Origin of the sequence: Fischerella sp. JS2 (genome assembly GCF_032393985.1) — a bacterium.
Classification (GTDB): Bacteria; Cyanobacteriota; Cyanobacteriia; order Cyanobacteriales; family Nostocaceae; genus Fischerella.
The window spans coordinates 4,691,759-4,707,072 of record NZ_CP135918.1 but is presented as its reverse complement, the minus strand read 5'-3'; the positions used below and the strand labels follow the sequence as shown (position 1 = coordinate 4,707,072).

Annotated in this window: 13 protein-coding genes; 8 read left to right on the top strand and 5 right to left on the bottom strand. The window is 40.4% G+C overall.

Annotated features, from left to right (window positions below; translation table 11 throughout):
• Window positions 1–223: 223 nt before the first annotated feature.
• A complete protein-coding gene (gene mutT, locus RS893_RS19945; protein WP_315787251.1) occupies window positions 224–676 on the top strand; it encodes an 8-oxo-dGTP diphosphatase MutT in 453 nt (150 codons plus the stop codon).
• A gap of 81 nt (window positions 677–757) precedes the next feature.
• Here mutT and RS893_RS19940 read toward each other — a convergent pair whose 3' ends face one another.
• Entirely contained in the window at window positions 758–1,942 is a 1,185-nt protein-coding gene (locus RS893_RS19940) for a histidine kinase (protein WP_315787249.1), read from the bottom strand.
• A gap of 873 nt (window positions 1,943–2,815) precedes the next feature.
• Here RS893_RS19940 and RS893_RS19935 point away from each other — a divergent pair.
• Window positions 2,816–4,240, top strand: a complete 1,425-nt coding sequence (locus RS893_RS19935; protein ID WP_315787247.1) for an S-layer homology domain-containing protein — start codon at window positions 2,816–2,818, stop codon at window positions 4,238–4,240.
• A gap of 225 nt (window positions 4,241–4,465) precedes the next feature.
• On the top strand, window positions 4,466–5,449 hold the full coding sequence (locus tag RS893_RS19930; RefSeq protein WP_315787245.1) for an SGNH/GDSL hydrolase family protein: 984 nt from the start codon (window positions 4,466–4,468) through the stop codon (window positions 5,447–5,449).
• 12 nt (window positions 5,450–5,461) lie between these two features.
• On the opposite strand, the gene RS893_RS19925 is transcribed toward RS893_RS19930, so the two are convergent.
• Complete coding sequence (locus RS893_RS19925; protein ID WP_315787243.1) at window positions 5,462–6,238, bottom strand: class II aldolase/adducin family protein; 777 nt, start codon at window positions 6,236–6,238, stop codon at window positions 5,462–5,464.
• Window positions 6,239–6,399: 161 nt separating this feature from the next.
• Between RS893_RS19925 and RS893_RS19920 the strand changes: the two genes are divergently transcribed.
• The 5 genes from RS893_RS19920 to RS893_RS19900 all read left to right on the top strand — a co-directional run bounded on the left by RS893_RS19920 (window position 6,400) and on the right by RS893_RS19900 (window position 11,553).
• Window positions 6,400–7,452, top strand: a complete 1,053-nt coding sequence (locus tag RS893_RS19920; RefSeq protein WP_315787241.1) for a M42 family peptidase — start codon at window positions 6,400–6,402, stop codon at window positions 7,450–7,452.
• Window positions 7,453–7,616: 164 nt separating this feature from the next.
• Window positions 7,617–8,081, top strand: a complete 465-nt coding sequence (locus RS893_RS19915) for a CBS domain-containing protein (RefSeq protein ID WP_315787239.1) — start codon at window positions 7,617–7,619, stop codon at window positions 8,079–8,081.
• Window positions 8,082–8,178: 97 nt separating this feature from the next.
• Complete coding sequence (nblB, locus tag RS893_RS19910; RefSeq protein WP_315787237.1) at window positions 8,179–8,844, top strand: phycobilisome degradation protein NblB; 666 nt, start codon at window positions 8,179–8,181, stop codon at window positions 8,842–8,844.
• 531 nt (window positions 8,845–9,375) lie between these two features.
• The gene (locus RS893_RS19905; protein ID WP_315787235.1) at window positions 9,376–10,137 is read left to right on the top strand and encodes an LEVG family PEP-CTERM protein; all 762 of its coding nucleotides are present in this window, start codon (window positions 9,376–9,378) and stop codon (window positions 10,135–10,137) included.
• 654 nt (window positions 10,138–10,791) lie between these two features.
• Complete coding sequence (locus tag RS893_RS19900) at window positions 10,792–11,553, top strand: LEVG family PEP-CTERM protein (protein WP_315787233.1); 762 nt, start codon at window positions 10,792–10,794, stop codon at window positions 11,551–11,553.
• A gap of 730 nt (window positions 11,554–12,283) precedes the next feature.
• Here the strand turns inward: RS893_RS19900 and lpxD are convergent.
• From lpxD to RS893_RS19885, 3 genes are all read right to left on the bottom strand, one after another.
• A complete protein-coding gene (gene lpxD / locus RS893_RS19895; RefSeq protein ID WP_315787231.1) occupies window positions 12,284–13,330 on the bottom strand; it encodes a UDP-3-O-(3-hydroxymyristoyl)glucosamine N-acyltransferase in 1,047 nt (348 codons plus the stop codon).
• A gap of 186 nt (window positions 13,331–13,516) precedes the next feature.
• A complete protein-coding gene (locus tag RS893_RS19890) occupies window positions 13,517–14,767 on the bottom strand; it encodes a murein transglycosylase A (protein WP_315787229.1) in 1,251 nt (416 codons plus the stop codon).
• Window positions 14,768–14,770: 3 nt separating this feature from the next.
• Entirely contained in the window at window positions 14,771–15,025 is a 255-nt protein-coding gene (locus RS893_RS19885) for a hypothetical protein (RefSeq protein WP_009454195.1), read from the bottom strand.
• Window positions 15,026–15,314 lie beyond the last annotated feature (289 nt).

Sequence of the window (15,314 nt, the reverse complement as noted above, 5' to 3'; positions counted from 1 at the left end):
AAAGAGAATAAGCTGATTCAGCAAGTATTGTGATGATAGTGTACATGAAGATACTTGATTTACTCAGCCTCTGCAACAGAAGTACTAAAAAGATAATATACAAATTGTCATAAAATACATACTCGGCAAATAAATATTTGTCGAGTTTTGTTGTTTGTATGGTAGTTGTGATTACCAAATAACCAACCACCAACTACCAACCATCAATCACCAACAACTATCTATGAATGAATCTACTTTTGTTCCACCTCATAAAATTATAGGTGTTGCTGTAATTGCAAATGACCAAGGACAAATTTTAATTGATCGCCGTCGTCAAGAAGGCGCAATGGGTGGATTGTGGGAATTTCCTGGAGGGAAAATCGAGAGAAATGAAACTGTCGAAGAGTGTATTCAACGGGAAATAAAAGAAGAATTGGGAATAGTGGTTGAAGTCGGTGAACACATAATTACCATTGACCATACCTATAGCCATATCCGTGTTACTCTCACAGTACATCATTGTCGCCTCATACAAGGAATTCCCCAGCCCATAGAATGCGATGAAGTACGCTGGGTTAGTGTAGATCAACTAGAGTCTTTTGCTTTTCCAGAGGCGAATATTCAAATTATTGCTGTATTGCGGGAGTGGGAAGGTGGGGTGATGGGGTGTAGACGCGCAAGCGGCTTCCCGTAGGGTAGGGGTGATGGTGATGGGGTGATGGGGAGTGTGAGGAGAATAAAAAGTGACCAATGACCAACAACCAACAACCAACAACTACATATACACTGGCAATGTAAAGTGGAACCATGCACCGTTACTAGGTGAAGAATCTACCCATATTTGACCGTAGTGAGCGCGGATGATACGTTGGCACAAACATAGACCAATACCGTAGCCTTCTTTACTTTCATCTCGTTCTAGACGGAAGTGGTTTTCAAAAATCCGATCGCGATTTTCTTCGGGTATGCCAGGCCCTGTATCACCAATACTAAATTGAACTTTTTGGGTTGTGCGGTGCAGTCCTGCGACTGTGATTATACCGCCTTTTGGTGTATATTTAATGGCATTATCCAGGAGATTGATCAATACCTGACGGATACGTTCTGGATCGGCGTAAACTTGGGGTAAATCTTTGGGAATATCCTTTTCTACTTTTAGGGATTTAGCTATGTAGCGATCGCTCAATTCTTCCAATACATCCAAGCACAGTTGTCCCAAATTCGTTTTCTGCGGCTTCACTGGAAATTCTCTCTCGTTATGACCTACTTGCAAAAGGTCAGTAATCATACGGTCTATGATGCGAGTCTGGTTACGAGCTTGTTTAAATAAGTTAGTTGTCATTGTCGGCGTTAGCCGCTCAAAACCTGCTTTGTCTGGATTATAGTTAGATTGCAGAGTTTCTACAGCTATGGCAGTGGCTGTTAGGGGATTGCGCAGGTCATGAGCTAACATAGCAATTACCCTGTCTTTAAATTGCAATTGCTCTTCGAGTTGCTCTTTCTCTTGTTTTAAGCGAAAAATTTCATCTGACAGGTGCAGCAATTCGGCAGAAAGAGCCACTGAATAAATTGAGGATTTAGAAGATGAAGCAGTACGACCGTTATCCTCTGTATTTTCTTGCAGGTCAGTCTGTAATTTTAGATAGGCATCTACTGCGGTTTGCCAGCGCGGCCACCAGCTTTTGAGCTGCGTAATTATATTACTACCAGCCAGAACATGTCGAGGTTCTGGGTGAATTTTTATTAAAGCTGGTGTTGCTACCAGTTTAAAGTGTTCAGCCAAATAGGGTTGTTGTCCAACATCAACAATTTGTAGTTCAAACTTGTAGTCAGCCTGCAATTCTTTCAGATACGCACGAATTCGCTGGACTTGTTGTCGAGATTTTGGTCGTCCATCGACAAAAAGTAACAACTGTAGTGGAGCTTCAGAATAAATAGGCTGATCCTGGGAAGCTTGCATGTAATCGTGTTTTAGCACTGGTAACAAACCGACGACGCTTAACAAAAAGTAAAATCGATTGGCGTATGTCGATGATAATGGTCTTTCTTGTTTTTCAATTTAATATCTATTTTAGATTTTTCATACTCCTATCACCCATAGGTTTTTGAGATAAAATATGTCTTTTTTAACTGTTTGCTCCACTTTAGTGATCAGACTTATGCCCTATAGCCTAATTTGCGATCCTCGCCGAATCAAAATCTTTCGTCAAGAGCAGATGACAAGAGCAGATGAATTGATTTATACAACAGGTTCTTGACAGTGACAAGAACAGGATACTGGAAATGTAAACTAAACCCTATGTAAGGGCGATCGCATCACCAATAATAATTTATCTAGCTGTCAATTACATAGATAAATTAAGTACAAACCACAACCGCATTTTCCCAATGACACGATTTCAAAATTTTTGGGAAACACTACCAAGCTTGAATGCTTTGCAACGGAATGTCAAAACAATTACTGATGGGTTTTTAGTTGCACTTGAGCGCTAATAACAAAGTCAGCAAACTACCACCAGCCGTGCAATACTATCAAGTTTTTAGAAATGGCTAGCACTGGTAGTTTTTTAGTTTTGGTCTATCTAGCTTACCATCTTCAGCTAAATAGTCCTAGCGATCGCTTTCCTTTTCTATAGTTGGATAAAGCAAGTGTGGACTTATTTCCAGCTTACCACTTTCAACTACAGTTCACATCTGGGGATTGGGTATTGGTCAATTGTCAATTGTCATTGGTCAATGGTATTTTCTCCCCCAAGTCTCCCAAGTCTCCCTTGTCCCCTTTCCCTTTTCAAATACGCTAGGGTAGGAATTGACACTCAATTTTTGATTTCCTGTGCTGTACTTTCAACGTTCAGCTGTCCTTCTCAGTTTGGCAGTTTTACTTACTTCACTCACAGCCTGTACCAATAGTAATATTGGTAAAAGCCTTGAGCAGTCTTTAGCGGCAGATCCTCGGCTCAAAGATAACCCAGTGATTTTTGGCGCTAACCAAACGCCTAATAGCGATCGCCAAAATCCCAATCAATCCACCCAGCCAACAGTCCAGTTACCAGCAGATTTCCCCAAAGACATCCCCATATATCCCAATGCTCAAATACAGGAAGTGTCTCCTGCAACTGACTCACAGAACAAAGTAACTACTCGTTGGCTAAGTTCTGATCCAAGCAATTTCATTGCCAGTTTTTATCGCAATCAGTTGCAAAGTAATAATTGGCAGGTTTCCCAACAGCCTGCTGATGACAATGGTGGTACTTTTACAGCAAAGCGCAATGACTTGCAGCTTGTAATTTCTATTCAACCAAAGTCAGTCACTAACGCTGCACCCAATCAACCACAGACAGCCACTGAACTCCTAATTGAGTACCAGCCAAACTCCTCGACTACAGCTCAAGCTAGCCCAACTCCTAGCAGCGAAATTACTAGTAATGATACTGCCCCTCAACCGGGCAACCCACAGTTCATTGGTCCTGTACAACCAAAAGGCTCACTCACCCAACCAACTGGTATATCCAATACTACTAACTCTACACCAACAGCAACATCCAGCACTCAAGAATTCAGCGACTTAAACAAAGCACCCCAAGAATTGCAAAAATATATTCAAGATGTCGCTCGTTTGGGTGTTTTATCCGTAGAGTCCCAAGCTGCGAAAAACAATTCCACAACCACGACCAACCTGTTTGAACCTAATAAAAATATTACCCGTCGAGAATATGCTCGTTGGCTAGTAGCTGCTAATAATGCTATGTATGCCAACATCCCATCTAAACAGATTCGCTTGGCATCAGAAAACGCACAACCTGCTTTTAGTGACGTACCAAAAACAGATCCAGATTTTGCAGCTATTCAAGGACTAGCTGAAAGTGGTTTATTTCCAAGTCTTTTGTCTGGGGATTCCACACAAGTATTGTTTCGTCCAGATGCACCATTGACGCGCGAACAATTACTCATGTCAAAAGTACCTCTGGATACCCGCCAAGCTTTACCTGCTGCTAGTGTCAGCGCAGTTAGCCAAACTTGGGGTTTCCAGGATGCAGCAAAAATTGACCCCAAGGCCTTACGGGCGATATTAGCTGATTTCCAAAATGGAGAACAATCAAATATCCGTCGAGTCTATGGCTATACGACGCTTTTCCAACCTAAAAAACCAGTAACTCGGGCAGAAGCGGCAGCAGCGTTGTGGTACTTCGGTACTCAAGGCGAGGGTATATCGGCAACTGAGGCTGTGAAATTAACACGGAGTCAGACTCAGCCATAAATATTTCTTATTTTTACCAATCATCAAGTGAATGAATAAGAAATAGCAAAGATAAATCTTGACAAAAATTTGATTCACTCATGATACAATCCTTGTGACTACGTAGCTTTACGTAGTCTTTTTTATTGAGCAAGCTTTTTTAAATAACAAAAATATTTGAGTGAATTTGTCTAGAAAAACTAGTCTTTTTGCAGAACTAGCTATCAATACAAGGACAAAATTTATATGAAAAAAGAACTCGTAGCGGCAGGAATTTTGCTTCTATCTTTTCTGTCGCCTGTGAAATCTTCAGCTACAACACATATTAGTAAAATTTACGTATTTGGTGATAGTCTTTCTGACCCTGGCAATCTTTACAACGCTACACAATCCCAAATACCACCAAGTCCGCCCTACTCTGACGGACGTTTTTCCAATGGTCAGGTGTGGGTAGAATATCTTGGAGATGAACTCGGATTATCCCCCACTTTATTTACTGAGTTACAGAACAGTAACCCCACCGAAGGTATTAATTATGCCTTTGGTGGAAGTAGCTCTGGTCTAGGTAATACTTTGATTCCTGAATCATTATTACCAGGAGTCCTTGGACAAGTTGGTTTATTTACCCGCTCCTTACGAGAAAGCAATCAATCAGCTGATCCAGATGCTCTTTATATTGTCTGGGGTGGTGGCAATGATTATGTATTTGGTAATGTCACTGATGTTAGTCAACCAATTGCAAATTTATCAAGATCAGTAGCATTGCTTGCGCTTGCAGGTGCTAAAAATATCATGGTGGTTAACTTACCGGATTTGGGTAAGATTCCTTTAACATCAGGTCAAGAAAATTCCAGTCAATTAACGACTTTAAGCCGCAAACATAACATAGCATTGGCAGCAACTTTAAAAAGCTTGAGTGCAATTCCTAGCATTAATATCATTCCGATTGATATTAATTCCCTATTTCAAAGAGTGCGACGTTTTCCCAGTGAATTTGGTTTAACCAATGTTACCGATGCTTGTCTTGTAGGTGATTTAGACGATATCGCCCAAGGAAATTTTACTGTATGTACTAACCCAAACGAGTATTTATTCTGGGATGAGGTACATCCTACGACACGCGTCCACAGCATCGTCGCAGAAACAGCACTCTCTGCGCTGGATACTCAGCCCGTACCCGCACCTTGGCAAAATCAGGAATTTGAGGATTTGCAACTGTTGGAACAGTAGGAGTACTCAAGCTTATTCCAATAAATCTGGTTCTTGTCGCACAATCATTTCATACAAAGGTTGAAAACTAAACCAGCCCATGTAATGGGAACCTACCTGACTTTGTGCTAAGCTGGCATACTTATGTTTGATTGTCTCTGGTTTACCAGCTGCTTCTGCTAATAATTGAGCTTGACAGGTGCGTTCCATTGTAATAAACCACCATGCTGCCTCATCTACTGAATGACCGATAGTGAGTAAGCCGTGATTTTTCAGAATGACTGCTTTATTATTGCCTAGAGTTTGGGCAATGCGTTGACCCTCTTCTAAGTCGAGAACCACACCTGTATAATCGTCGAATAAGCTGTGGTCTTCGTAGAACATACAAGCATCTTGGGTAAGAGGGTCAAGTAGGCGACCAAGACTAGACCAACTTTTGCCATAGAGCGAATGAGCGTGAGCTGCTGCGACTACGTCAGGACGAGCAGCATGGATTTGGGAATGAATAGTGAAAGCTGCTTGGTTGACGGGGCGATCGCCTGCAATGACATCACCTTTATGGTTAACTAAAATTAAGTCACTAACTCGAATTAAACCGAAGTGCATCCCAACAGGATTAACCCAAAAACAATCGAGTTGTTCTGGATCACGAGCGGTAATATGACCTGCAATACCTTCATTAAATCCAAAACGAGAAAACAAGCGAAACGCCGCTGCTAGGCGTTGTTTGCGATGTAGACGTTCTTCTTCAGGTGTAGAAAAACTTGGGGGTTGAGGAAGATTAGGTTTTTCAACAGAGATAGCTTGCATTTTACCCACCTAATATTATGATTGTTTGCATTCAAAAGCTTGTATATCTCCGAGTATACTTATACCCATTAAAAAAAAATGCGACAGATTGACATTGCAAACGCTTATCCCATAAATATTTCACAATCCAAAATCCAAAATCTAAAATCCAAAATCGTATTATGTGGGATTACGACCACTTATTCAAAATAATTGCAGAATTGGTAATGCACCACTCTCCTAGTGGTGCTGAAACAGAAATTAATAAATACTTAATGCAGAGATTTACAGACCTGGGAGTAAAAGCATGGTGCGATCGCGCAGACAACATTATTGCCAAAATACCTGGTAAAAATTATGACCAAGCGATCGCCATCACTGCCCATAAAGATGAAATTGGTGGAATTGTCAAAAGTATTGGTGAGCAAGGTAGAGTCGAAGTCCGAAAATTAGGAGGTGCATTTCCGTGGGTTTACGGTGAAGGTGTTGTCGATTTACTAGGCGATCACACAACTATCAGTGGAATTCTCAGTTTTGGTTCTCGTCACGTTTCCCATGAATCACCACAAAAACTTCAGCAAGAAGATACTGCTGTGAAATGGGAAGATGCTTGGATTGAAACAAAATGTACCACTGCGGAACTAGAAGCAGCTGGCATTCGACCGGGAAGTAGAATGGTGATTGGTAAACATCGCAAGCATCCAATTCGTTTAAAAGACCATATTGCCAGTTATACATTGGATAACAAAGCCTCCGTTGCTATTTTGTTAGCCCTGGCAGAAAAGATCAAACAACCAGCAGTTGATGTTTATTTAGTTGCTTCAGCAAAAGAAGAAGTAGGGGCAATTGGCGCACTTTACTTTACTCAAAACCAGTGCTTGGATGCCCTAATTGCTTTAGAGATTTGTCCTTTATCGTCAGAATACCCCATAGAAGATGGCAAAAGCCCTGTAATTTTATCTCAGGATGCCTATGGAATGTATGATGAAACCTTAAATGGACAACTGCGCCAGTCTGCAAAAAAATTAAATATACCAGTGCAACTTGCAATCTTAAATGGTTTTGGCAGCGATGCTTCTATCGCCATGAAATTTGGTCATGTCCCCCGCGCCGCCTGTTTAGCCTTCCCGACACAAAACACCCACGGTTATGAAATTGCTCATTTAGGAGCGATCGCCAATTGTATTGATTTGTTACAAGTATTTTGTGAAACTCAATCATTTGTTAACGGTTAGTAGTTAGTGGGTAGAGACGCGATGTTCCTCGCGTCTGTACATTAGTAGTTAGTGGTAATAATCAATAACTATTGACCCTTGATAATTGACAAATGACCAATGACCAATGACCAAAATTCTCTACAATAATCCCAGAGTGGTTGATAAAAGGTATCAGCAAACAAATGCCTAAGACCGTTGCCGACGTAATGAGTCGTGACCCAATTGTAGTCCGACCCGAAACTCCTCTGAAGGAAGCTATCCAAATTCTGGCAGAACGACGCATCAGTGGACTACCTGTTGTAGATGACGCCGGTAAATTGGTAGGCATTATTTCGGAAACTGATTTAATGTGGCAAGAGACAGGTGTTACGCCCCCGGCGTATATTATGTTTCTTGATAGCGTGATTTATTTAAAAAATCCGGCCACATACGAACGCGATTTGCACAAAGCCTTGGGGCAAACTGTTGGGGAAGTTATGAGTAAACAGCCGCTTACCGTCTCCCCAGAAAAAACTCTCACAGAAGCCGCCAAAATCATGAATGATCGCAACGTTCACCGTCTACCAGTTCTTGACAGCGAGGGTCAAGTAATTGGTATTCTTACCCGTGGTGACGTAATTAGAGCAATGGCAGCAGGCCAAGATTAGTTAATGGTTAGTGGTTAATAGTTAGTAGTTAGTTGTTTACCACTAACTACTATCTACTAACTACTAACAAAATACCTTTAAAAAGTGAGATTAATAAATGAGTGTCAATCCTGAATCTGTAAAACAATTACTGGTGTCTGAAGATTTGGGCGATCGCTTACGAGCAGTAAATCAAATTCGCCAACTAGAACCAACGATTGGTTTTGAATTAATTCAAAACGCTATTAATGACAGTAATTCCCGTGTGCGTTACTCAGCCGTTAGTCAGTTGGATACCTTGGGTGGACAAAATTTAGATTTGTCTTTGAGTATATTACGCGATCGCTTACTCAATGACCCAGAACCAGATGTGCAAGCAGCAGCAGCAGACTGCTTAGGTGCTTTAAAGCTAAAAGCAGCTTATGAAGATTTGCAACAGCTTTACCAAACCAGCAATGAATGGATTGTGAAATTTAGCATTATCGCTACTTTAGGAGAATTGGGTGATCCGCGATCGTTTGAACTACTTCAACAGGCGCTTTCCTCGGACAATGAATTAGTGCAAACTGCTGCTATTAGTTCTCTTGGTGATTTAGGAGATACACAAGCAGTTCCTCTTTTAGCCCCCTACGCTACAAATCCTGATTGGCAAATTCGCTATAGAGTTGCACAAGCTTTAGGTCGTCTGAAAAGTACAGACGCCAAAACTATATTAGAAACATTGGTGAATGATGAAGTCGAGGCTGTTGCAACAGAAGCGCAAAAATCTCTAGAAAATTTCTAATATCATTTCACCTGTCTATTGAATAAAACAAAAATCGGTTCACAAATTAGATGATTTTGTTGGTGAATTAAAAACGAACCTAAGCAATCAGCGTTAATCTATGCACATTTGAGTGCGTTTAAACGTACTTAAGGTATTAGCCCGCAATTTCTTGCAGGGCGAGAGAGTGGTGCAAAAGCAAAGTTTTAATGCTGAAAGGCAATTTACCAACAAAATCATTAGGTTCGTGAACCTATTTTTATAAAAATTATTTACTTAATACGTATAATTTTCATAAACCAAGTAGTTAATATCATTTACAATCTCCTTATTTTTTTATTTAAGTAATTTCTTAATAATTCTGCGTATAATTTACTTTAGCTATTTTAAGTATTTTTCCCAAACTTATTTTCAAAATTAAGAATAGGTAAATATTCTGATTTTGAGATGACAATTACTCGGATACGGAAATAACATACGGATATGTTTCAGAAGAAACACAAAAGTTTGTGTCTGATACCCGAAATCATCCTTAGTTATTTCAAATAAATCATGCAAAAAATCTCTGCTTTAGCAAAAACACTGATAGCATTTTCTGTTGGATTAAGTGTTGCTGCTGCTATACCTTCAGCAAAAGCAGCTTCTCTAGTTCCTCAATTAGAAGGAGAAGTACAAACAAATCTCGGATGTCTTGATCCAAATCAATGTATTGATACAACTTTATTAGGTTACACAGTCACAAGTTTAGATTTTGATGGGGCTGGTGGTTATGGGCCTAGCCGACTATTTGTCGACAGCAGAAGCACTTCTAATACCTATGAAGGACAAGGTTTAAAAGTTAGTTTTGGTACAAAAGATGCAGGCACAAATCCAGCATTAAACGAGTATTGGTTCCGTCCTGTAGCAATTACAGAAAGCGGTAATTTACCTGAAAGTGGACAATTAGAAGTTGGTCGCTTCTTATTTGAGTTCACAGAGGTGATGTCGGAAATAACTTTAGACTTCTTTGATGTAGAAGATATAGGTACTGCTATCTTGATGCTAAATGGTGAAGATATTACTGATTTAGTTTTACAAGCTGGCAAAAATAACGGTATTCAGTCATTGACTCTTTACAACGTTAAGTCTTTTGAGGTGCAGTTGGGTAACGCTGCTTCTAGCAAATTCCCAAAAACTGGTGATGGCGTTGATCTCAAAGGGAATGTGGTTCCTAAACTAGTACCTGAACCAGGAACCACTCTCAGTTTAGGTGTTTTAGTAGTTGTCAGTATATTCGGTTTACGGCAACGGAAAAAAACCGCATCAGTAGCTTAGAAATTGATGATGAGATTACATACTAGTGATCTACCTCACACACCTTAACTTGTAGCGTATTTTCTGAAAAAGCCGGTTTCCCAACTTTAAGAAACCGGATGTCCATAACTCAGAAATATTGTATTAAACTAATATTTTTTAGACATTTAATATTCACAAAATTCTCCTTCTGTTTAATCTCATTGAGTAGGTATAGTAAATAAGTCCAGCACTTAATTACTCTAAACTACTCAATTTTTTATGGGTAGATTGTAATTTTTAGATCAATACAGCAATGTATAGACGTGACATGATACGTCTCTACACCTCATCAAATTTCACTAAAAATTCTTAAATAAACCGTATTTACTTATAGGTATAAACCACGAGATTGAATTTTATAATTACTAGTATTTCAATCCGTTATCAATTAAATTAAATTTAAACACTTGCTAGTATTAAGTTAAAAAATATTTTTATTAATAGTTAATCTCACGTATAGACATTGTATTTTTGCGGACAAGATTTGTATTTTTATTCGCAATTAAAGATAATGTAAAATCTATTTTTTGCTCTAGCAATTTCAGCAATTTATCTATTAGCTTAGTGGTGCATTAAGAGTAAATCATCATTTTTTTACTGCTACTTTCATATCAGGTTTGCAGAAGGGGAATCATGCCTAAGTTTAATTTTTTAGCAACAATGATAGGAACAGCTTTGGGTTTAGGCGTAGTTGCTGGTATGCCTGCTGCTCATGCTGCTTCTCTTATTCCTGAACAAGAAGGCGAAATCAAGACTAATCTGGGCTGTCTTGAGCCGAATCAATGTATTGACACAACTTCATTAGGTTACACAGTCACAAGTTTGGATTTTGATGGGGTTGGTGGCTATGGTGCAAGCCGATTATTTATAGATGATAGAGCTACTTCTAACACCTACCAAGGATCAGGTCTAAAAGTTAGTTTCGGAACAAAAGATGCTGGCACTAATACAGGAGTTAATGAATATTGGTTACGTCCTGTAGCTATTACAGAAAGCGGTAAGTTACCTGAAAATGGTCAATTAGAAATAGGTCGCTTCTTATTTGAGTTCACACAAGAAATGTCGGAAATAACTTTAGACTTCTTTGATGTGGAAGATATAGGCACTGGTGTCTTACTGATCAATGGCAAGCCTGTTGACGATTTAATGTTGTCTGCTGGCAAGAACAACGGTATTCAGGCTTTGACTTTTTATAACGTCAAATCTTTTGAAGTGCAGTTGGGTAATGCTTATTCTAGTAAGTTTCCGAAGTATGGTGACGGTGTAAACTTATCGGGAATCAAGGGAACACCAAAAGCTGTACCGGAAGCAGGAACAACCCTGGGCTTAGGTGCCTTGGCAGTAGCAGGTATGTTTGGCTTACGGCAACGTAAAAAGATTTTATTTGCAGGCTAAAGCTAACTCAGTTCTAGCTGCTGAAGAGATCAGCAGCTTTTTTTGGCACTGTTACTGATGATATCAAGCGAGTTCGTGAACTCCAATAAAGTTTAATCACATGCAATGATATTCATCTACCGTCCATTTGGCTGTACTTACACTTATAGCGATCACTTCTATTTGCGTGTTTCGTTATGTAAATTCACATTGTGACCTAACTTATTAGCAAGAAATAAACTAGATAGTTTATTTGCTAGAAAAATTAGTAATACAAATCACAGAATTTATAAATCCAAATCATTCCTGAGGAGTATTATTATTACTTTGGTTGAGAAAAAAAAAGATTTTAGCTAAAACTAAAAGTAGATATCGTTTTATAAATTTTGTGGCGTGGGGAGTACTATGATGGAGAGACTTTTGCTAGCTATAGTACTAACATTTACTTTGATCATTTTTACTGAACTAAAATGGCCTTCTTTCGCTCAGACTACTAGAGTCATAAATAGTCAAAACAGGCTGGTTTTTAATTTCAAGCATAACAATTAAAATATCAAGCAGCATGACTGCTTGATACAGCAATAATAAAAGCCCCGGCTAAACCCTTTCACTATAAGTTTGATATATTTGGCGACAAGGAGATAAGGACAACAAGGAAGGTAAAGGGGAGGATTTGTATCAAGAATTTTGTGAAATGGTATAAACTAACCGAGGCTACTCATCAAAAGTTCGGCAATCTACTCAAGATCCCTCATTTTTGCGTCATTTGGCGTTGCAATTGTTTCAAAGTTTGATACATATCGGGTAAGCGATTCAAAATCGCAGATACTTTTACAAACTGTTTATGAGGAATGGCGGGAAGACCGGAGACAATCTCTCCTGGTGCAACATCACTGTGAATCCCAGCTTTAGCGGAGGCGATCGCGCCATCGCCGATTTTTACTTGATTGGCAATTCCTGATTGTCCTGCTAAAATTACGCGATTGCCGATTTTGACTCCTCCTGCTATCCCCGATTGTCCTGCCAACGCACAACCTGCACCAATTTGGCAGCCGTGACCAATTTGTACTAAGTTGTCAATGATTGTATAACGACCAACTCGTGTTTCACCGACTGCTGGACGATCTATGGCACTGTTACAGCCAACAACAACACCATCTTCTAAAACCGTATAACCTGATTGTTCGACTTTGAGCCAGCCAGTGGCAGTAGGCACAAAGCCAAAGCCCTCTGCACCAATGACTGCACCACTGTGGATTTCACAATCTGCACCGATGAGAGTACGTTCGTGGATAGTGCAGTTAGCATGTAAAGTTGTGCGATCGCCTATCTTAGCATCGGGATAGATAACGACATTGGCATGGATGCATACACCACTGCCAATTTCTACTCCTTGATGAACTACTGCATGAGGCCCAATATAAACATCATTGCCAATTTTCACATGCGGATGAATGACGGCAGTAGGATGGATCTCCGGAGTAGGACGCCAAGGCTGGTAGAAAAACTTAAGTGTTCTTGCAAATATTAGTTTTGGTTCTGGGGTGGCGATCCAAGCAATACCGCGTTCTTGTGCTTGTGTCTGTAATGTTTCATCTTGAGGCACAATTAAAGCACTTGCACCTGTTTTGCCTACCATTGCACCAAATTTTGGCCCTTCAATGTAGCTGAGAGTACCACTTGTCGCTTCATCAACTGCCGCCATGCCAACAATTTCTGGATTGTTGTCTTTATTGAGATTCAAGCTATTACAGACGGCAGCATCACCAAGTTTTGCTAGTATATCGCTAAATTTCATAGTCAAAAACGGATTATAAGGGATCGAGGAAAAGGGATCGGGGAATGGGAGACAAGGGGGACACGAGGGACAAGGGAGACAAGGAGGACAAGGGAGAGAATAAACACCCATGCCTATGCCCTATGCCCTATGCCCTATGCCCTATGCCCTATGCCCAATCCCCGATCCCTGATCCCCAATCCCCAACTACTCCTTCAGCAGCAAATAATATAGAGTACCATTACTACCTGTAATACCGGCGCGATCGCCTGCTAATTTCCCAGTTCCCATAAAATAATCTACCCGTCCCGGGCCTTTAATAGCACTGCCAGTATCCTGATCTAGAACGAAGCGACTAACTCGGCGCTTAACCAATTTTCCTTTATTAGCAGGATAAGGAAATGAAGTATTAACTATTGCTAAGGCTCCTGGCGGCATGAGAGATTTATCTGTGGCGATCGAACGTTCTGGTGTGACTGGTACGCCAATACTGCCAGTTGCAGGTGTACCGCCAGTTTCTTTGAAAAAGACAAAGCGTTCCCACCGTGGTAGATAGTTATTCATCTCCTTAGGGTTCTGGCGAAAGTATTTGACTAAGATAGGCATTGTTAAATTTTGTAAAGGTAACTTGCCATCTTTAGCTAGTTCTTTGCCAATACTTGTCCAAGGATAGTCTGTGCCTCCTGCATAACCAACAGAGGTTTTTTTACCATTAGTTAATTTGAGTTGGGCAGAACCTTGGATATGTATCAAATATGCATCTAAGCGATCGCGCAACCAAAATAATTCCAAACCATGCAACTGACTTTCATTACCTAGTAAACCATCTTTTCCTTCCAGATCAATGCGTTTAGGATGTGGTTTTGCCCATGTGTCAAAGTTGGGTGGCAATTTATAAAGAGGATATTTATATACAGAAGTACGAACTTTACTAGCAGTGTACACTGGCTCATAATAAGCGGTGAACTTCACCGTACCTTGGCCGTCATTGCCAACTGATTGATAAAAATCAAATTCTCGACGCACAGCAGCTTGCAGTTGACCTGGCGATTTGGAATTAACCAGCAACTGGCGAAAACGCTGCAAGCTACGACGAACGCGATCAAGGGTGATTTCAGGAATAGGATAATTTTGATACGCTGCTAGTGCCTTGTTTGTTGCCAGGTAACGTAAACTGTTGTCAATAGATGCCAACAAAGCTTTGCGATCGCCCAGTTTACTCTTTCCACTCCAAAGCTGTTCGTCCCAACCCAAACATTGATGAACAGGTTTACAGTCCGTTCCTAGCCTTACTAATTTTAGTGGTGGTGATAACTCTGGTGGCGGTAACGGTTCAATAGGGCTAACTGGTGATGGTAAAGGCGTTATGTTAATAGGAACCTGAGCCAACACAGAGCAAACAGGATTTACAAAGCTAAGTCCCAGACTCAAGGAAACCAAAGCAAGCGTTTTTCTCATGATTTATGTAAATCTTTCCACACTAGAGCTAAAGAGTGGTTCCACCCGAATTGCCACAATCCGCGAGGGACGCACAACCATGTATTCACCTTGAATATTTTTGATCGGCACGTTTATAAAATCATCAGAAGCGGATTTGGGCATCAGTTCGCCACTGTACCACTTCTGAAAATCCTGAATCGTCGGAAAACGTACTTCTTCCCGATGACCACTTGCCATTAGTAAGTGTACTGCGTATTCATTGGGAGTTCTAGGCATATTGTTTGAATCATTTGAAACACATCCAACCCATTTTGGACTACGCACTGCCCGAATGGGAAGAGTGAAAAAAGCACAGTTGGGACTATGACGGTTGTTATCCTATTAAGGGTTCCCGGTTTGGAGAATTGGGGAGGTGGGGAGTGTGGGGAGTGTGAGGGGTGTGAGGAGTGTGTAGACGCGCCTTCTTCGGCTTAAGGTAAGGATGGAGTGTGAGGAGAAAAAATATTGACTAATGACTAATGACCAATGACAAATGACAACCAACAATCAACCACTAACTACTAAC

Bases quoted from the DNA above. Each gene is read 5' to 3' on its own strand.
- nblB (WP_315787237.1), top strand. From the start codon at position 8,179: ATGAGTGTCAATCCTGAATCTGTAAAACAATTACTGGTGTCTGAAGAT.
- RS893_RS19920 (WP_315787241.1), top strand. From the start codon at position 6,400: ATGTGGGATTACGACCACTTATTCAAAATAATTGCAGAATTGGTAATG.
- RS893_RS19905 (WP_315787235.1), top strand. From the start codon at position 9,376: ATGCAAAAAATCTCTGCTTTAGCAAAAACACTGATAGCATTTTCTGTT.
- mutT (WP_315787251.1), top strand. From the start codon at position 224: ATGAATGAATCTACTTTTGTTCCACCTCATAAAATTATAGGTGTTGCT.
- lpxD (WP_315787231.1), bottom strand. From the start codon at position 13,330: ATGAAATTTAGCGATATACTAGCAAAACTTGGTGATGCTGCCGTCTGT.
- RS893_RS19900 (WP_315787233.1), top strand. From the start codon at position 10,792: ATGCCTAAGTTTAATTTTTTAGCAACAATGATAGGAACAGCTTTGGGT.
- RS893_RS19890 (WP_315787229.1), bottom strand. From the start codon at position 14,767: ATGAGAAAAACGCTTGCTTTGGTTTCCTTGAGTCTGGGACTTAGCTTT.
- RS893_RS19940 (WP_315787249.1), bottom strand. From the start codon at position 1,942: ATGCAAGCTTCCCAGGATCAGCCTATTTATTCTGAAGCTCCACTACAG.
- RS893_RS19915 (WP_315787239.1), top strand. From the start codon at position 7,617: ATGCCTAAGACCGTTGCCGACGTAATGAGTCGTGACCCAATTGTAGTC.
- RS893_RS19925 (WP_315787243.1), bottom strand. From the start codon at position 6,238: ATGCAAGCTATCTCTGTTGAAAAACCTAATCTTCCTCAACCCCCAAGT.
- RS893_RS19930 (WP_315787245.1), top strand. From the start codon at position 4,466: ATGAAAAAAGAACTCGTAGCGGCAGGAATTTTGCTTCTATCTTTTCTG.
- RS893_RS19885 (WP_009454195.1), bottom strand. From the start codon at position 15,025: ATGCCTAGAACTCCCAATGAATACGCAGTACACTTACTAATGGCAAGT.